We start from the raw sequence: 18,019 nt of genomic DNA on the forward strand, positions 1-18,019 counted from the left end.
AATTCAGCTACGAATTTTGCGTTGAAATAAGTACACCTTCTGTTTGGGGCTTAGCCACGTTTAGTGAACTGAAGGATGAAGACAAAGAGACAAGAGTCGCAAGCTGATGGGAATTGTTCAGATAAGGAGTACCCTTGTATTTGCAACCTTGACAGCAGACCAATATGACAGGCCTTTCGAGCTAGGTGTGTGAAAAGTAGGCTTCGGTAAATTGCAAAACTGGCCCAAAAAGCATGAGATTTAAGACGGTAGCGCCAGGTAATCTATATTTGCAGACATGCCTGCTACAGACGATCGTACTATTCTCTATCCGACCTATACCGTATTACTAAAAGAAGACGAGAGCTACCTATTTAATACGGTCAGGCACGTGATAGAACAGAGAAGAACGAGTCAAAAATACTGCAAGACGGGCCAATCTCTCCAGGTTGGTTATTACGATAAAAATTGCAATTATTACGACATCATTTGCCTTAACTTACTTACTATTTTATTGGGCGAGGCAAGGGCTGATAATTTATAGGCAATTTGACCACGACATAACCCTAAAGAAAATAGCGTTTCAGTTCGCTGCAAATACTTCAACATCTTAGAAGACCGGGATGAAGGTTCTAGATTAGTAGTATTCTCCTGAGTCATATTAGGAGAAATTTGCATCCAAATCTCTGGAGAACTTGACCAAGGAGAAGAAGATTTTGATGAACTCCCAAATTCCATATTCTCAACAGAAAATCCTGCTCTATTTGCGATTCGATACAATCCGTCAACAGAAAAGTTGTATTTATGGGCAATGTGTAAATACATCAACAAATTACCAAGGGCAGGCAAATGCCCAAACTGATCAATACGACTGATATCAGGCACAATCAAAACGATCTTCCCATTGGGGGTGAGATACTGACGGATGTCTTGCAAGAACTGGAGCGGTTGATCAAGATGCTCAAAGACATGGTGTAGGTAGATTAAATCAAACTTTGCATCTTTCTGTTCGGCGGGAAGGGCACTCAGATCGCCATAGTAGAGGTGTTTCACACCAAAGCGACGGCCAGCTTGTAATGCTGCAACATCATAATCACAGCCGATTGCATCATATCCCCGTTCTTGCATAAACTTGACGCTACCGCCCCCTCCGCAACCCACTTCACAAAGTCGACTTGCTGGTGTTAAGGAGTCGCTAATGAATTGGAGTAGCTTCTCAGAGTAACTGCTTTGGCTAGCAATATAATCTCCATAATCTTCCGAGTCATCAACATCCATCGCATACATTTTTCGATACATGTTGGTATAGAAGTCAGCTAGGCTCTCTTCATCCAAATAGGGATCAAATCTTACCGTTCCACATCGATTACATACAACAGATGTTAGTGGAATCCCATATCTATCAATTTCGGAAACAATCACATCTTCTGAGTCATTAGCTTCGCAAGGACAGGCAGAATGCTGCAGTGTATAGGAATTATTGTCGATATTTAATTTTTATTTTATCTATGAAATTTTGCTGAGTCTTAGACACAGAAGGTTGATATGGGTTAAGGGAATCAAACTCATATCGAGGAGAAATAATTTGTCTTTCTAAAGTTGCATTCATAATCCAATACTTGATGAATAAGCCAGAGCGTTAGAATAAATACTAGTCGGCTAAAAAATAACAACGAAGTAATCTAAGTCACAATAAATATCTGATCGTTCAAATAAAAAAAATACATATATTTGAAATAAAATGAATGCAGAGTTACTTTATTTTCTGAGGCGAATTACTGCTATAGCTCTTCGGATAAACGATTGACAATATGATTCGCCCGAAGCAAAGAGCCAGATTGGTTTAGATGGTATTCACTATCAAAAAAATATTTCACCTGAAATGCCATTTCTTCAGGAGTATCGATAAAATCAAGTTCAGAAGTGTTCTCAATCACTGAACTAATTTGATCAATAGCCTTAGCATTATTTTTTATATACATTTTTAGCTAGGGGCGGATAAGAAAAATATACTCGTGCACCATTTCCTTTTGCCACTCGATCAAATTTTTTGGATAATTTTTAAAGAAGTTTGGATTGATCCATCAGTGACTTCCAAAGTACGCTTAATTTTAGAAATATCTCGCGGAGTTCCAGTATTTTCTGTCATATCCCCAGCTTGGTTAAAATTACTCCGTTTATATATGCTATTTAGTTCATAATTCTTGGTAAGAGTAGAAACAACATTTCGAATAACTCCTCCAAAATAAAGCTGTCCTTTATCTAACAGCACAGGTGCATAGTAGTAGGGAACAAACTTTACGTTTTGAACTCGATTATCAATCGTGTTAAACAGACGTTCTGGAATATCAGGTAAATGACTAGAGAAATTTTCATATTCCAATGAAACGACAGCAACATCACCCGGCCTCAATGCCTCCTCAACTTCATTGAGGGTATACTCAAGACCCAGTGCAGCATGAAGTCCCATATTGACGGGCCTACGCTGGAGATTACTGGCGATAAGCTGGGAATTTATCCCAAATGCAACGTTAGAGCCACCAACAAAAATAATTCTTGGCTTTTTTTGCTGCTTGAGAAGAGCATGCTTGTCGATGGTTGCCGCTAAATACTGTTTTTGAGCCAACTGATCGTGAGTCTGAATGTAGTAGAGCGTAATGGCAGCTAGCACAAGACATTGCAGAGAAGCAAACTTAAACAGTCTAATCAAAAACTTATTCATGTCTCTTTAAGGTATCTATGGCAATAGGCAATAAAAGCTTAGGGTGACTAGCCAATTAATCTAGAAGAAGAGAGTGAACTCTATCAGTTTAATTTTGACGACTCAATTCTAGATTCTCTATTTGGGGGTGTATAGTTAGCTCTGAGCTGATGTACAACCACTCTGATTATCAATATAGATCTTACGCCTATTTATTTTTTCACAATGTGATTAAGCTTACTTTTATCAACTCACAAGGTTTATTCCTTCAGTTTTTACGCCAGGAATCACTTCTCGATCAGAAGAACTGTAAATTTAGAACAACAAGGTTATCTACCCCAATATTTCGAAGAATTGATAGCTTTGCTAGTAGACTGCAAATCTTTGAATTATAGGGCGCCGCTGACTCAACGAATCAGCTTGGTAATTACCCTTATCTAATGACTGGTCTCACTGTCAGTGCCAACTTAAAAATACTTAGAGATGCAGAATGAAGTCTTGCCAATACTGGCAAGGTAAAAAAATCTTGAAATCCTATAAGCTAAGCGCCACCCTGTTTTAACTGATGTAGAAACTTACATCATCCGTTCTGGAAATTTTGCAGCTATTTCTAATATCATCATCTGTGCAAACTCCTTTATAACAGGAGGGTTAAAGCATTTGTACCTAGAGCGCCCCATTCTCAGGTCGCCAGGTACAAAGCCCTGAGTTGATCACTAGCATCCGAATTGGCTGGTTTCACCTTCCTATAAGAAGTCTGTACTATTGCGATTATTCAACCGCTGCCATTTGCAAAATGGCCCCTAACCCAGAACCCATTTCTGCAGGGGTGATTTTGCCATCATGATCTTGATCAAGGGCATCAAAAACGGCATCTGTACCTAACCATTCTTCGCGGGTGATAAAGCCATCACCGTCCAGATCGTAGCTATGAAAGATATCGGCTGTTGCTGTACTGACTTTAACGTCAGCTTCTAGTCGCACTAATCGGTTAACCAGAAGTTGTTCTAGTGTTTCCAGGGCTTTACTAAACCCCTTAATACCTTCTTCTAGTTTTTCTGAAGCCATACGATCTTCTGTATGCATTTTTTCGAAGGTCGTTTGGTCGATAGCTATCTTCTCTATCTCCATCCCTGCAACCTTAATTGGATCGAGCTTTCGGGGCATGTCTTCAGTACTGTCTTGAAGCTGAGCCAGTAGCTTAGGTGAAATCGTAAGAAGATCGCATCCAGCTAGTTCCAGAATCTCGCCAGTATTGCGAAAGCTAGCCCCCATAACTTCAGTGGAATATCCAAATTTTTTGTAGTAGTTATAAATCTCTGTAACAGACTGTACACCTGGATCTGCGGCAGGAGCATACTCTTGTCCAGTCTCATTCTTGTACCAATCCAGAATGCGACCCACAAATGGAGAGATTAAGGTAACGCCTGCTTCAGCACAGGCGATGGCTTGATGGAGACCGAACAGTAGCGTCAGATTGCAGTGAATGCCCTCTTTTTCCAAAACTTCTGCGGCCTTAATACCTTCCCAAGTGGAAGCTATTTTGATCAAGATGCGCTCGCGATTAATTCCCGCTTTTTCATATTCAGAAATGAGGTAACGGCCTTTGGCAATTGTGGCCTCTGTATCGTAGGACAGCCGAGCATCAACTTCAGTTGAGACTCGCTGAGGAACAATTTCCAAAATCTTTTTACCAAAGGACACTGCTAAGCGATCAAAGGCTAAGTTGGCAATGTCTGTATGAGTCGCACCAGAACCTGCATCTGTTTTGGCCTGCAGCAATGTTTCATCAACAATCTCTTGATACTCGGGCATTTGTGCTGCTGCAGTGATCAGAGATGGATTGGTAGTCGCATCACGAGGCGTAAACTGCTCAATCGCTTGAATATCACCAGTATCAGCAACGACAACTGTAACCGCTTTGAGTTGGTCTAGTGCACTTTTGGACATGACTGATTCCTGTAGTAATGGGTGATGCCTTTACAATGTAGCGTCGAAAAACTAGAGCCATCAATCCATTCAATCATTGGCTCAATATTTCGGATCTAGTTGTGAATAACAGACTTAACTTATTACACAATGCTCACTCTAGATATGGATTAATGCCATATGAACCTTATCTTGGAAAATTCTCAGAAGGCTCTGGATTCAACCTCAGTTTCCTATGACTTAATCAACATAGACATTCAAAGGTTGATGCACTCCTCACTCCAATCCTAGATGGATGAGTTATTTCGATGATGGTGGAATCCCTTCCTTATTAATGTCTAGCTCTGATATCAAAACGAAGGATTAACGATGCCCTCTCTTCACTCTGCTATAGGTTCACTTGGTTTTCTGATTGCGATGAGTTCTGTCAGCCTCCCGGTCTGGGCAGCACCTCAGTCTATTAATACAGTCCCTTCTGCTTCGGGTTTGGGGGAACCCATCACAATTTCACCAACCCCGCCAATTGTTGAACTCACTCCTGCAACCAAACTCATTGAAGAAGTCAATTCTCAACTGGAAGGTACAGAAATTGCTCGCCGTCCTTCCCCTGAGCCAGACCCTTCTTTTAAGTGGCAGTCAGAGCTTCAGAATAATCAACGCCGCAGTGATCCAGGCTATCAATTCTTCCAGTCCAAGTTCTAAATTTCATCAGTAGGCAGCTCTAGGTTTCCAAATTTCTGAAGGGCGGATGTTGGCAGACTTTTGCAGCGCACCTATGCAACTTATTTGCGATCGCAACACTCCCCCCTCGCCCATCACCAACCGTAATAACCCAGAATTTTTAGGTCTGAGTCAATCTATCCGGCATCCATCAACCCAGCCAACCGATATCAGACCAAACTGTCAGAGGGCTGCATCATAGTCATCTAAGGGCTACCTTTGTATGATGTGAACTATAGCTCCAAAGCTATTTCAGGATTCTGATGTTGTGTCCTTGATGGGATCTGAATCCTTGACTAAAACGGTGCTCTAATCAGGATGACATTTGGCATGATCCATTCCTCAAAAATTTTCACTCCAGGAATAATGCTGATGTCCCTAGGAGTGATTGCCTGTACGTCCCCACCACAAACGGGGCCAAACTCTTTAGCTTCAGAGGCCGCCCAGCCAGGATCGGCTCAATGTACCTTGGTGGAAAATGGCTTTGGCCCTCCAGGACAAGTGCAGGTAAGGGTGGAAGAAGTTGTCACAGGGCTAGAAGTGCCTTGGGGAATTGCCTTTCTGCCGAATAACGGAATGCTGGTAACGGAGCGGCTCGGGCGAATCAGGTTGGTTCAAAATGGCAAACTCCGCCCTCGGCCCATTGCCACTGTTAAAGTGAGTGATCGGGGTGAAGGGGGATTGTTGGGGATTGCCACCCATCCTGACTTTGCCAAAAACCGATTTTTCTATATCTATTTCACAGCCAGCCTGCCAGGGAAATCGGTCAATCGAGTGGAGCGCTGGCGATTGTCAGAAGATGGGCAAAAAGCAACCCGCGATCGCATCATTGTAGACAACATCCCCGTTGCTCGATTCCATAACGGTGGACGAATTCGATTTGGCCCGGACGGGATGCTTTACATTGGCACTGGCGACGCCCGCGATCCTGACCTGTCTCAAGATGTCAACAGTTTAGCGGGCAAGATATTGCGGGTTACCCCAGAGGGACAGGTGCCCGCAGATAATCCTTTTTCAGATAATCCAGTCTATATTTTGGGGATTCGCAATACCCAGGGATTTGATTGGATCAATCCTTCTACCCTTTGGGTGAGTGATCATGGCCCCAGTGGAGAGTTAGGACGCTCAGGGCATGATGAAGTCAGCGTGGCCCAGGCTGGGGATAATTTGGGTTGGCCCACGGTTTATCGATGTGAATCCCAACCTAGATTGGTCCCTCCTACCCTTACCTGGCGTCAGGCCCTGCCCCCTGGTGGTGCTGCAGTATACACCGGAGATGCTATTCCAGAGTGGAAAGATAGCTTTATGGTGGCAGGACTGCGGGCTGAACAATTGCAGCGTATTGTCATTGATCCCCAAACAGGTCAGTTGCAGCACCATGAAGTGTACTTGCAGGGTCAGCAAGGGCGCTTGAGAGAAGCGGTGATGGGGCCTGATGGTGATTTGTATATCACGACGAGTAATTGTGATGGTCGGGGTAGGTGTCCAGCACAGCGAGATAAGATTCTGCGCATTACTCGCTAGGGTTTATTGATTAATCGCTCTCATGAGCTTGGGTGATTTTTCCTCTAAAGACCACATAGTTATAGATGTTGTAGAACAACATAATCGGGATTAAGAAACCGATAAAGATAATCATAAAAACCAAGGCACTCGGTGAGGCAGCGGCCTGATAGATCGTGATTTGGGGGGGGATGATATACGGAAAAATGATCAAGCCCAGGCCCAAAAATGAGAGTAAGAAAATCAGCACGGTCCAAACAAAGGGCATCCGCTCTTGCTCCTTGCCGAGGCTCCGCAATAGCAAAGCCACAAATAAGCTGCCCAAGAGAGGAATGGCTGCAAAAAAATAAAACAGAGGCGGATCAAACATGCGATCGCGCATCTGTTCGTAAAACACAGGCGTACTCACCGTTATAAATACCGCCCCTAGGAAGGTTGTCACCGCTGCTAATTTGGCCGTTTTGTAATGGGTTTGTTGCAGCGTTCCCGTTGTTTTCATCACCAAATAAGTGGAACCGATCAGGACATAGCCTTGAATCAGTGTCAGAGCTACTAGGATCGATTTCCAGCTCAACCAATCCCAAACACCACCCACAAAATGGCCTGCTGTATCAACCGCAATCCCCTCAAACACAGTCCCTACCGCAAACCCCTGGCCCAAGGCAGCCATAAAACTCCCCGCTCCAAAGGCAACATTCCACAGTTGCTTACTGCGCACCGAATTTTCTCGAAACTCAAAAGCAACAGCTCGCAGGATTAATCCACCCACCATCACACTGACCGGAATATAAAGAGCATGCAGCACTGTGGCATAGGCCAGGGGGAAAGCGCCAAATAATGTCCCTCCCACCAAAACCAGCCAAGTTTCGTTAGCATCCCAAATATTGCCCAGACTGGTCATCAAAATACTGCGACTTTCTTCATTCGAAGCCGTCAGGGACAAAATCCCTACTCCTAAATCAAACCCATCCAGGGTGACGTAGAGAAATAGAAACAACCCCAGAATCACAAACCAAACCTGGGGCAGAAATTGTTCTAATGCTTCCATGGACGAACCTCTACTGTTGGGTTTCTACGGGACGCTGATCAGGCTGATGCTGCATGGGTTCAACCTCAAGAGTGTCTTTGCTGACTGATTGGGGTAAGGGCAACTCCAAATTCGGGCCTTTGCGAATAATACGACTACCAAAATACAGCGCCCCTACAAATAACATGCTGTACATGGCTGCAAATCCCAGAAGAGACGTTAAAACTTCAGGAGCAGGCAGGGGCGTTGCCATATCTGCGGTGCGCAACTCACCATAGACCGTCCAGGGCTGGCGTCCGACACAGCGAACAATCCAGCCACATTCCACCGCCACATAGCCCATAGGTGCGGCTAGCAACCACCCCCAAAGCATCAGTTTTTGGTCAACGATAGCCTCCGCTGTCAGTTTGCCCCGTAACCATCGCCACACACTAAACCCCATCAACCCCGCCAAGAAAATGCCAATCCCACTCATGATTCGAAAGGAATAGTAAATCAATCCCACCATATGGGGGCGATCCTGGGGTGCCCATTCGTTTAAACCTTGCACTGGCTCCGATAAGGTGGGCTTCAACTCCAGTAAATAGCTGAGCATACCGGGGACTTTGACTTCCCATTTATTTTGTCCTTCCCGATCATTGGGCAAAGCCACCAGACTCCAGGCTGGAGACGATCCAGCAGGAATAGTGTCCCACTGGGCTTCCATCGCCGCTAGTTTTGATGGCTGGTAATGATAGACCTGCTCAGCGCTCAGGTGACCGATGAAAATCTGGAGGGGGGCAACGACTAAGGCAACGGCCAGTACCACCTTCAGAGATTGTCCAAAGAATTCTGGGTGACGACGATTGAGAATATACCAGGCACTAATGCCCCCAATCACAAATAAAGAGGTTTCCAGGGTGGCGAAAAACATATGCAGAAAGCTATTCAGCATAAACGGGTTCAGAATCGCCTGGAAGTAGTCGCTGACAATAAACTTACCCTCAATAAATTCTCCACCCGCTGGGGTTTGGAGCCAGGAATTCGCCGTCAGGATCCAAAAGGTCGATAGATTGGCACCAAAGGCCACCATAATCGTCGCCAGCCAATGCATCAAAGGCGGCACTCGATCCCAGCCGAACAGCATAATTCCCAGAAATCCCGCTTCGAGCATAAAGGCCATTGCCCCTTCAAAGCCTAGAATGCTGCCAAAGAAATCTCCCACAGCTTCCGAAAACGGTGCCCAGTTAGTACCAAACTGAAACTCCATGGGTAAACCAGAAGCCACACCAATGCCAAAGTTCAAAACATAGAGCTTGGCCCAAAAGCGGGCATGAAGGTAATAATCTCGATTTCGGGTTTTTAACCACAACCCTTCAACCACCACTAAGTAAATGGCCATCCCAGTAGACAAGACTGGCCAAAGCATATGAAAAATAGCGGTCAAGGCAAACTGCATCCTCGACAGCACAACGGTATCAGACAAAAAATCCATAGGGACAACCTGTTGACAGAGAGGAATGAAAGACTAATGGTCCATCCCACACCCCTTGTAACAAATCTGTCTAAAGCTTTGCCAAAGACGGTTTGTAGAACTTAGCAGTTCAGCAATTCAGCAACCGGTTCCCTGGGGCTTATCCCGTCACCCATTCCCGCATCACATAGCGAATCAATAAAATCAAACGATCCCCTGAGGTGGGTTGGGCTCCTTTATGGAAGACTTGGGGTTCTTCCGCAAACCCAAACCCTGCCTCTCCTTCTAGGCTCACCAGGGATTCTTTGCCATAAAAGTCGATCAGGTCTTGATCGGAGCGAAAGCGCGACAGGGTGATCTTATCCGTTAATCGCTTGTGATCGTGGGTGCCCCGCACAATCATATGGGGGCCACAGGCAGAATCCACTTTGGTGAGATAAAAGAAAAATCTTAGGGCCCCGAAATCATCCACATCATAGTGAAAACGCTGCCCTGCATGGTCAATATCATAGGGAGGGACATTGGCATAACTCCACCACAACCGCGATCCGTTATGAATCGGTCGCACACCTAAATAGCCCTGAGCAATCTTCAACAGCTTTGGATCATGGATAATGCGCTGAATCGCCGGGCAATCGAGGAATGTATCTGGATATCGTCCCCTGGAATAGAGCTTATTGAATCTAGGAGCTGTAGGGCTATTATCAACCTTAGGGGGAATATAGGCTGGGCCATCATGGTCGGGATAGTAGTCGATGGTTTCAAGAAATTGAAAGATATCCTGAACCGTTGTCGATGGAAGATTTATGCCCGCATAAAACCCATCTTTTTTGATGCCATGTACAACCGTATTAACGTGTAGGTCGGAAAATAGAGAAACTCTATCTTCGATGCCAATAAAGAGCGAATTGGTCGTTTTTTGGCTTTGGGCACTACCATAAAGCCGAGTAATAAGCTTCCGCATCGTGCTGAAGCGGCTTAAGGCATACATGAGAAACCAGTCTGGTTTTCGAAGCTTGAACAAGACTTGCTGGAGTCGTCCAAGCACAGCAGTATTCATAATCAGACTCAACTTAGTAGGTAGCCCTAAAAACTCTCTCTTAAAAGTAATTTCAATCCACTGAGTTGAATTTTGTGGAAGCCTTAGTGTAACTTATATTGCTGATGGGTGATGTGATTTAAATCCCAAGCTAAATTGATAGGAAAAAAATTGGGTTAATTAAAGATTAAGTATTGATGTCACCCTAAAAAAAAGAAATCTTATTCTAGTTGAAGATTACTTTTATATAAAGTTCCAAGTTAAAAAGAATGCGATTCTGAGCAAAGCATCATTAAAACAAATGGGAAAAGTAGCCTTAGAGGATGTTTGAATAAACCTTGGTCCTCAAGGCTTATTCTGGAGCCTTGCCGACGTTGAACTGCAGGTAGGAGGAATTCAAGGCGTTTTCCTTGCTCTAAGGGTAACTCGGGTATGACTTACCTATTAATCTTTAAGGCGATCGTGTAGCGATAACAGCCTACTCACCGAGGGCTTATGGAAGCCTCGAATTCTCAAATATCCTCTAAAAAGTAATCGTTAAATATCCACCTTGAAATTTTGCGGCTTTAACGGGCTTCCCACGTAGCTCAGGGGGTAAGAAGATATTACGCCGTTGGTCTCCTGCTTCAATGGTCACTTCAGGACCATATTGGGTTAATTTAACCTGGGATTTTTCAAATTTGGGCAGAAATAATTTCACCTGCCCCAGGATAATGTCAATTTCGATGGGTTTAGGAGCATTGGCGGCTTGTTTTAGATCAGGTAGGGCCGCCATCAGGGACTGCCAATCTCCGGTGTATTCCGGCAGAGTTACTACAGAGAGTGGATCAAAGGCCGATTGCAAAGCTGAGGGATTGAGGGGGGTTCTAGCAGGATTGGCAATCACACCACCAATGCTTAATCCCACTTGCTGGGCACTGCCCCAATAGTATTGAGCAGTTGCGATCGCAACTTCGTCCCCAGTGGTAACCAAATAAGCTGCAACTCGATTCGGATCTGAGATCGCCCGCTTGGCATCATCCAAGACGGTATTGGCTTGCTCAGTTGGTCCAGCAAAATTGTCCCCAGCCAAATTAACGGTGAACACAGCAGATGTGACGGGCTGGACAAAGGGAGAGAGTGCTTTACCCAAATCGGAGTCAGCAATCACCTGGCGAAATCGACGGGCATACCAACTCAGGATCTCTGGCGACCCAATCATGCGAAGCGTAGACAGATCGCCCGGACCATCATAAATAATGACGTCATAACTGCCACTGCCCTCATACTCACGCAGAGTATTGAGGGCGAGGACATTATCCATACCGGGCAGAATGCCAAGTTCTTGGCCAAAGACCGTCTTAAAAAAAGGCGTGCGAACATATTCTGCTTCGAGTTTCTTGAGATCTTCCCAAGCTTTCTCTAGCAGAACCGTGCTGCGGAGCTGCACTGCTTTTAAGTTGACGCCGAGTTCTTGAGGTTCCGTGCCAATTGTGGCACCCATCATTAAATCAAAACCGGGACCCGGATTCTGGCTGGCCAATAAGACCCGATATCCCTGTTCAGCGAATTGTTTTGCCGCTGCGATCGCAACCGTCGTTCGCCCCGTGCCGCCTTTTCCTAAGAAAGTCAGAAGAAATGCCATTCAGAGTTACCGTCGACCTGTCTCTAGCTCTTCTTCAAAAAAACCAGCTACTGGTTTTGTCACTGAAGGCGACGACGACACCAACACCACTACCATCCGTCATTTTGAAATCTTGAATCGTACCCATTTCACCGACTTTATCGTTGAGGGCACTAGAAAATCGATCGCGAATTTGGCAAACGCGAACCTTCTGACCTAACTTCATCACTTGATACCTCTGCAAGAAAACGGACCAATCCATAGTCTAGCAGGCTTGAGGTCTTTATACCGTAAGGATTTAAGCCTATTGTTAAGAAAAAATGTGGTAAATCCCTATCGTGTGAAGGTTATTACCCAAGTCGTTGGACTTCGATCCAATGAATCGCTTCATTCAAAGTTTGAGCATAAAATGCCTTGCCTGAACACGGATCGCTAACCTGCCACCAGGTTTCTCCCTTAAGATTACTTTTTTTCTCAATGCTAAGTTGTGAGCGTTGCGCTAGACCTTGAGAGGCTTGTTGCCAAACTCCTCGCCAACCCGTATTACGGTCCAGAATTGGAGCAGAAACTGCCGTTGAATCCTTTGGATAAGGTGGCACATGAGAAGATCGATGTGGCTGGTCAACCTCTAGAGAATGCAATTGGCTAAACATCCTGAAAACCCCCGCTGGCAAAAAAATGTGTTCTAGATTACTGTCTTTAAGTCTTGTCAGTTCACATCTAGAAAGATACGCAACATACCTCAAACCATAGTGCATCGCTTTTAAATAAGACAGCGCTTCAATCACACCGCTCGATAGACTGAGATCACGGCAATTTCTCTATATTCATGGCATCTTCAGCACATCATGTATTGCTGATGCCAAAGAAATTATGATTGTTTATCAGCTGGGTTAGGGCTAGCAATCACAGCTCATGCCATACAAGCAAAACAACTACTTCAGTAATGCCCCCATTCGTCCAAACGATAGAACCATAGCCAGGTTGATCAACTGCATCAGAGGGAGGGATAACCAGAAATAATCCCAACGTCTTGAAGAGAAACGAACCAGTAGGTACCCTCAGAGATATCTGCTCTGAGGATCTGAATCGTGACTTTTGATATTCGCCAGCTTGACGGCCTGGATTATGACGGGGCTGAACCATTATTAGACGACTACATTAACGGTGTGATTCGTGAATTCATCGAATCAGAAGTAGGAAAGGCCCATACCCAAGCCTATCCAACTGGAGGCTTTTGGATCGGCACTTTTATAGAAATGGCCTTTACCTACGGCGAATTTACCCTAGCAAAGATGAGCAAAGGGGATGCCCAGCTTGTCATGGCGAATATTCTTCCCCGCAAGCTTACCCTACTAGACCCCAGCGAAGCAGAGGATGCGATTCCAGAGCTAGTGGCCTTTTGGACGTTTCTAAAGCAGGAGTATAAATTCCGTAGTGCAGGTGCGATCGCAAAATACCTCACCTCGATCCAAGACAAGTTCCAAGACTGGATGTTTGACTCAACCCGAGGCGGCATTGCCAAAAACTTTATGATGCAGGGGATGGAGGCAGGCTTTGACATGTCGAGCCAATCAGATGTCGAGGCCTTCCAAGCTGAATACAATCAGCGAATTAAAGCGGATCCTCAAAATAACCCCCTCATTCCTGCTGAACCGACTGTCCCCATGACAGCTCCTCCGCCAGATGTGAAGCAGTTTCTAGACTTAATGGGGGTTGAACTACCGGAAGAGGGAGAGCAGGTCAATCCTGCAGAGCTGCTTGGCAAAATCATGGATGCGGCCGATCAGATGGCAGATCTGCTAGATGCCAATGCCCCAACCGCCAAGCAAGGACCTGGAGATTTTCTCCGATCCCTCAGAACTGATTTGATGGGCTCGCCCCTAGATGAAGACTTCTCCTTGTCAGAACAAGATATTACGCTACTTGAAGCACTCACCATTAGTGAAACTCAACCTGGCCCCCTCCTCAAAGACTTCCAGACCCTACTAGCGTTCATTGGCCCAGAAGGGCGGACTGTCAGTGGCAAAAGACAGCAAATTTCCATGAAAGACCTAGCTGAATTGAACCAGCAGTTGAGTACTCCCATAGACATTGATCTGAAACGTCCGGCTCAAAAATCCTATCCTCCGATTCATGGGCTGTATTTGCTGCTGAGAGCAACGGGTATCGTCAAAATAGTGGCGAAAGGGAAAAAACAATTTCTGGTTCTGAATCCGCCAGTTTATGACCTCTGGCAACAATTCAATCCAACAGAACGCTACTGTACGCTTCTCGAAGCTTGGTTAATCCGTGGCCATGGAGAAATGTTAGGTGAAGACCGAATGGGATATCTCACCGAGGGGAATCGCTGCATACAAAGCTGGCACAAGATTGTTGAGAAGAAAAAGCATACCTATAACCAGAAAAGAACGGCTCAGGATTCTTTTAGCTTCTATCCTGGAATCCACAATTTAGCGCTAATGGAGATGTTCGGCCTAGTCAATATCACGACAGGCAAACCTGATGTTGGGAAGGGATGGCGGATTAAAAGTATTGAAGCATTATCCTTGGGAACGCCTGTTTTAAATTTGGTCAAAAATGCCTTTCTAGAAAACAATATGACTTGGCCTTCTGGGGTGGATCCATCCGTCCCCTATGGTGAATTACAAGACGCATTACAGCCCTATTTCCCAAAATGGCAGAAAACGCTGGTCTTGCCTAGTTCAGACTTCCGACCCGATCGCCATATCTTTAAAGTTAGTTTAGGCAAAATATGGCGACGGATCGCCATCTCTGGAGACGCTACTTTAGAAGATCTCAGTGCTTATATCCTGTCTTCGGTGGAGTTTGATTCCGATCATCTGGATTCCTTTACCTATGCCAATGAAATGGGGCGAAAAGTAGAAGTACTGCATCCCTTTGCTAAAGGCGGATTCTTCTCAGATGAAGAACCTCTTCATACGGATGCAGTCAAAATTGGTAGCCTGCCCCTTTCAGAAGGCAGCATAATGGAATATCTTTTTGATTTTGGGGATTGTTGGACGTTTCAGGTTCAACTGGAAATGATTGAGCCAAACCCCGATCAAATTCAGAGTACCCGCACCAAAAAGAAAAAGAAAAAAGCACCTGTGGGTGAAATTTTGGAGGTGCATGGGGAACCACCCAAACAATACCCAGGCTCTGATGAAGATTGGTAGTCGATGATTGAGTGACTTAAAACTCATTTGTTGGTGCATATTTATCAAAGCTTCAGGCAGAGAGGGTGCACCTCCATCTGTTTCGCTCCTCCTTAGCTCCTGAAATGGGCTTATTGGGATCACCCTCACACTGCTGATGTACTTGGATCACAAATAATTCTACCCAGGATGATTAAGATCACCCTACGGAATGGTTTGAGATCAATATGTCCTCTGATATAGCAGTACGCACCCAGGGATTGACGAAGCGATTTGGTCGCCACGTTGCAGTCAATGACCTAGATTTAGAAATTGGCTCAGGGGAAGTATTTGGACTCATTGGTCCCAACGGTGCTGGAAAGACGACCCTAATTCGGATGTTGGCAACGGCAGAACAGCCCACCCTTGGCGATATCTATATTCGGGGACAGTTATTAGAACGTAATCAAACCAACGCCCATCTCAAACGCCTAATCGGTTATTTACCCGATGATTTTCCCCTCTATGAAGATCTGACGGTATGGGAATATCTCCATTACTTTGCTCATCTATATGAGTTACGCCAGCCTCGCCGTCGCCAACGTTTGTTTGACGTGTTGGAGCTGGTGCAATTGACCCACAAGCGTCGGAGTTCCGTCGCCAGTTTATCGTGGGGAATGAAGCAGCGTTTGGGCCTAGCTCGTACGATTATCCACGAACCTGTTTTGCTGCTGCTAGACGAACCCGTCTCTGGTTTAGATCCCCTCGCTAGAGTTCAGTTTCGGGAATTGATCAATGTACTGCGAGAAGCAGGCATGACCATCATTATTTCCTCCCATATCCTCAGCGATTTAGCAGAGCTCTGTACCTCTGTTGGGATTATGGAACTGGGTTATTTGGTGGAGAAGACCTCGCTGCAGCAGCTCTACGAAACGTTAAGCCAGCAGCAAGTTCAGATTGCCACCCTGGGGGATTGGCAGCCCGTGGAACAACTGTTGGGGCAATGCCCTCATATAGAGAGTTGGCAGGTAGATCCAACAACCCAACAGATCAAAGCTCAATTCCAAGGGAATCAAGCGGATGCCGCTGCATTATTGCGATCGCTCCTGGAAGCCGATCTTCCCATCTATAACTTTCAGTGCATTCAAGAAGATTTAGAAACCATCTTTCTCGAAAAACTAGACCATAAGCAGGTGTCATAAATGGGCAAGGCTCAATCTTCCCTCGTGAATAGAGGAATAGAAACCCTGGGTGACTGGAATCCGCAACTGATGCGGGAGATCCAAGGTCGCTTAAAATTACGCAGTGTGTTGTTGACGGTATTTTTGTCTTTGGTCGCTCAAGGACTGTTTCTATTCTGGCAATATCGGACTTTAGATTATCGGTGGGGGAACTGTGAAACCGCTGAATATCGGAAAACAGGCGTGGACTGTTTCCAAGTCAGCCCAGAACAATTTCTGTTAGTGAATTGGCAAGGATGGTGGTTACGAGTCTTTTCCTGGAGCTGTATTTTTCTGATGTTTGGCCTGATCGTAGGCGGCACTTTTTTACTGATCAGTGATCTATCAAGGGAAGATCGCCACGGAACCCTGACATTTATTAGCCTCAGCCCCCAAACAGCCCGCACCATCTTGCTGGGAAAAATGCTCGGCGCTCCCTTCTTGATTTACTTGGCTGTCCTCTTCGCACTGCCACTTCACTATATGACAGGGTTAGCTGCTGAAATTCCGGCCATCAGAATATTAGGCTTTGATATTCTTCTGTTGGCTAGCTGTTGTTTCTATTACAGCCTGGCTTTATTAATGGGGCTTGCCAGCAACTGGCTAAACGGCTTACAAGCTTGGTTATGGAGTGCAGGTATTTTTTTACTCCTGCTGTCTCTTAAACAAACTGCTTTAACAAACAGTTCTATTGACTGGCTATATACTCTATCGCCTTCAGTGATTTTCCCCCTTATTTATCGGGATATAATGCCTACTCTGACGGGTGTGAACCTCCCTTTATATTCCCATCGGGTAGCGGACTGGCAATGGTTTTTAGTGCCCATCGGCAGAAGTGTCGTGGGGGTAGGGTTATTTGCATTGGCCCATTTCGGTCTATGGACTTGGTGGTTATGGCGACCTCTACAACGCCGCTTTAACAACCCCACGATTTCCCTCCTCAGCAAAAAGCAAAGCTATTGGGCAACCGCCTGCTTCTTTGTCTGCTTGTTGGGATTTTCATTCAATTCTGGAAACAACTCTCCATCGAATATGATGACCGCCGTTATCCTCACTCATTTTTTATGGTTTCTGTTGATGGTTGTATTGTTACTCCCTCACCATCAGAATCTAGAAGATTGGGCTCGGTTTCGAAGAAATTATCCATCCACGAAGGGCAAGACACAACGCTTCCATGATTTAGTTTGGGCCGATAATAGTCCAACTTGGATTGCAATTGCCATCAATCTAGGCATTGCAGGTCTTCCGATCCTACTTTGGATGTTATTTTTACCCGAAAATGACTCTAGAGTCGGCATTGCTGCACTCTTGTTCAATTCCACCTTGATATTGATTTTCACTCTATTCAATCAGGTGATGTTGTTGCGGCCCATCTCTAATCGCAACTTGTGGGTAATGGCAACGTTGTTGGGACCCACTATTCTGCCAACTTTTGTACTCGCTATGTTGGGAATTAATCCTGGACAAGCGTGGGAGAGTTTGATTTTATTCACCCCTTTTGCCATAGCTGGCATCGAAAAAATTCCAGCCTTCAGCACACTGCCGATATTTGGAATCCACGTGGGTTTGGTCGCAGGTTTGAGCTGGTTACAGAACCGAAAGCTGACCCAACTGGGGGAGTCAACGTCCCAGCAACTTCTTCGAGGTGACGTCTATGTTGAGTAAGGCTAAAGTTTAACGCTTATCCCTCACTGGTCCGGGAGTTCGT

At 45.3% G+C, this 18,019-nt stretch carries 15 protein-coding genes; 5 read left to right on the forward strand and 10 right to left on the reverse strand.

What is annotated here, in order from left to right; genetic code table 11:
* Positions 1-456 precede the first annotated feature (456 nt).
* The 4 genes from HRE53_RS25540 to HRE53_RS25555 form a co-directional block, all read right to left on the reverse strand.
* Positions 457-1,401 (reverse strand): bifunctional 2-polyprenyl-6-hydroxyphenol methylase/3-demethylubiquinol 3-O-methyltransferase UbiG, encoded by a 945-nt coding sequence (locus HRE53_RS25540; protein WP_235108464.1) that lies wholly within the window; start codon positions 1,399-1,401, stop codon positions 457-459.
* 359 nt (positions 1,402-1,760) lie between these two features.
* The gene (locus HRE53_RS25545) at positions 1,761-1,961 is read right to left on the reverse strand and encodes a hypothetical protein (RefSeq protein WP_235108465.1); all 201 of its coding nucleotides are present in this window, start codon (positions 1,959-1,961) and stop codon (positions 1,761-1,763) included.
* A gap of 59 nt (positions 1,962-2,020) precedes the next feature.
* On the reverse strand, positions 2,021-2,701 hold the full coding sequence (locus tag HRE53_RS25550) for a hypothetical protein (protein WP_235108466.1): 681 nt from the start codon (positions 2,699-2,701) through the stop codon (positions 2,021-2,023).
* Positions 2,702-3,451: 750 nt separating this feature from the next.
* Positions 3,452-4,630, reverse strand: coding sequence for a transaldolase (locus HRE53_RS25555; RefSeq protein WP_235108467.1), 1,179 nt, complete (start codon positions 4,628-4,630; stop codon positions 3,452-3,454).
* 348 nt (positions 4,631-4,978) lie between these two features.
* Between HRE53_RS25555 and HRE53_RS25560 the strand changes: the two genes are divergently transcribed.
* Together HRE53_RS25560 and HRE53_RS25565 are read left to right on the forward strand one after the other, a co-directional pair.
* Positions 4,979-5,311, forward strand: coding sequence for a hypothetical protein (locus HRE53_RS25560; RefSeq protein WP_235108468.1), 333 nt, complete (start codon positions 4,979-4,981; stop codon positions 5,309-5,311).
* 390 nt (positions 5,312-5,701) lie between these two features.
* Positions 5,702-6,853 carry a sorbosone dehydrogenase family protein gene (locus HRE53_RS25565; protein WP_235108469.1) on the forward strand — a complete coding sequence of 384 codons (1,152 nt, stop codon included), beginning with the start codon at positions 5,702-5,704 and terminating at the stop codon, positions 6,851-6,853.
* A gap of 10 nt (positions 6,854-6,863) precedes the next feature.
* Here HRE53_RS25565 and cydB read toward each other — a convergent pair whose 3' ends face one another.
* The 6 genes from cydB to HRE53_RS25595 form a co-directional block, all read right to left on the reverse strand.
* The gene (cydB, locus tag HRE53_RS25570) at positions 6,864-7,880 is read right to left on the reverse strand and encodes a cytochrome d ubiquinol oxidase subunit II (RefSeq protein ID WP_235108470.1); all 1,017 of its coding nucleotides are present in this window, start codon (positions 7,878-7,880) and stop codon (positions 6,864-6,866) included.
* A 10-nt stretch (positions 7,881-7,890) separates the two neighbouring features.
* Positions 7,891-9,333: a cytochrome ubiquinol oxidase subunit I gene (locus tag HRE53_RS25575; protein WP_235108471.1), complete on the reverse strand. Its 1,443-nt coding sequence runs from the start codon at positions 9,331-9,333 to the stop codon at positions 7,891-7,893.
* 139 nt (positions 9,334-9,472) lie between these two features.
* The gene (locus HRE53_RS25580; RefSeq protein WP_235108472.1) at positions 9,473-10,372 is read right to left on the reverse strand and encodes a hypothetical protein; all 900 of its coding nucleotides are present in this window, start codon (positions 10,370-10,372) and stop codon (positions 9,473-9,475) included.
* A gap of 502 nt (positions 10,373-10,874) precedes the next feature.
* On the reverse strand, positions 10,875-11,975 hold the full coding sequence (locus tag HRE53_RS25585; RefSeq protein ID WP_212665933.1) for an ArsA family ATPase: 1,101 nt from the start codon (positions 11,973-11,975) through the stop codon (positions 10,875-10,877).
* A 34-nt stretch (positions 11,976-12,009) separates the two neighbouring features.
* Positions 12,010-12,216 (reverse strand): DUF2862 domain-containing protein, encoded by a 207-nt coding sequence (locus HRE53_RS25590; RefSeq protein ID WP_235108473.1) that lies wholly within the window; start codon positions 12,214-12,216, stop codon positions 12,010-12,012.
* An 88-nt stretch (positions 12,217-12,304) separates the two neighbouring features.
* Positions 12,305-12,607, reverse strand: coding sequence for a hypothetical protein (locus HRE53_RS25595; RefSeq protein WP_212665934.1), 303 nt, complete (start codon positions 12,605-12,607; stop codon positions 12,305-12,307).
* A 438-nt stretch (positions 12,608-13,045) separates the two neighbouring features.
* On the opposite strand from HRE53_RS25595, the gene HRE53_RS25600 reads away from it, so the two are divergent.
* From HRE53_RS25600 to HRE53_RS25610, 3 genes are all read left to right on the forward strand, one after another.
* On the forward strand, positions 13,046-15,133 hold the full coding sequence (locus tag HRE53_RS25600; RefSeq protein ID WP_235108474.1) for a plasmid pRiA4b ORF-3 family protein: 2,088 nt from the start codon (positions 13,046-13,048) through the stop codon (positions 15,131-15,133).
* Between the two features lie 206 nt (positions 15,134-15,339).
* Complete coding sequence (locus tag HRE53_RS25605) at positions 15,340-16,293, forward strand: ABC transporter ATP-binding protein (RefSeq protein WP_235108475.1); 954 nt, start codon at positions 15,340-15,342, stop codon at positions 16,291-16,293.
* Positions 16,294-17,976 carry a hypothetical protein gene (locus HRE53_RS25610; protein ID WP_235108476.1) on the forward strand — a complete coding sequence of 561 codons (1,683 nt, stop codon included), beginning with the start codon at positions 16,294-16,296 and terminating at the stop codon, positions 17,974-17,976.
* Positions 17,977-18,019 lie beyond the last annotated feature (43 nt).

The organism is Acaryochloris sp. 'Moss Beach', assembly GCF_021497025.1.
Taxonomy (GTDB): Bacteria; Cyanobacteriota; Cyanobacteriia; order Thermosynechococcales; family Thermosynechococcaceae; genus Acaryochloris; species Acaryochloris marina_A.

What these genes read in the sequence shown, in the direction of transcription:
- HRE53_RS25545 (WP_235108465.1), bottom strand. Translation starts at nt 1,961, where the DNA reads ATGTATATAAAAAATAATGCTAAGGCTATTGATCAAATTAGTTCAGTG.
- HRE53_RS25550 (WP_235108466.1), bottom strand. Translation starts at nt 2,701, where the DNA reads ATGAATAAGTTTTTGATTAGACTGTTTAAGTTTGCTTCTCTGCAATGT.
- HRE53_RS25555 (WP_235108467.1), bottom strand. Translation starts at nt 4,630, where the DNA reads ATGTCCAAAAGTGCACTAGACCAACTCAAAGCGGTTACAGTTGTCGTT.
- HRE53_RS25560 (WP_235108468.1), top strand. Translation starts at nt 4,979, where the DNA reads ATGCCCTCTCTTCACTCTGCTATAGGTTCACTTGGTTTTCTGATTGCG.
- HRE53_RS25565 (WP_235108469.1), top strand. Translation starts at nt 5,702, where the DNA reads ATGTCCCTAGGAGTGATTGCCTGTACGTCCCCACCACAAACGGGGCCA.
- cydB (WP_235108470.1), bottom strand. Translation starts at nt 7,880, where the DNA reads ATGGAAGCATTAGAACAATTTCTGCCCCAGGTTTGGTTTGTGATTCTG.
- HRE53_RS25575 (WP_235108471.1), bottom strand. Translation starts at nt 9,333, where the DNA reads ATGGATTTTTTGTCTGATACCGTTGTGCTGTCGAGGATGCAGTTTGCC.
- HRE53_RS25580 (WP_235108472.1), bottom strand. Translation starts at nt 10,372, where the DNA reads ATGAATACTGCTGTGCTTGGACGACTCCAGCAAGTCTTGTTCAAGCTT.
- HRE53_RS25585 (WP_212665933.1), bottom strand. Translation starts at nt 11,975, where the DNA reads ATGGCATTTCTTCTGACTTTCTTAGGAAAAGGCGGCACGGGGCGAACG.
- HRE53_RS25590 (WP_235108473.1), bottom strand. Translation starts at nt 12,216, where the DNA reads ATGGATTGGTCCGTTTTCTTGCAGAGGTATCAAGTGATGAAGTTAGGT.
- HRE53_RS25595 (WP_212665934.1), bottom strand. Translation starts at nt 12,607, where the DNA reads ATGTTTAGCCAATTGCATTCTCTAGAGGTTGACCAGCCACATCGATCT.
- HRE53_RS25605 (WP_235108475.1), top strand. Translation starts at nt 15,340, where the DNA reads ATGTCCTCTGATATAGCAGTACGCACCCAGGGATTGACGAAGCGATTT.
- HRE53_RS25610 (WP_235108476.1), top strand. Translation starts at nt 16,294, where the DNA reads ATGGGCAAGGCTCAATCTTCCCTCGTGAATAGAGGAATAGAAACCCTG.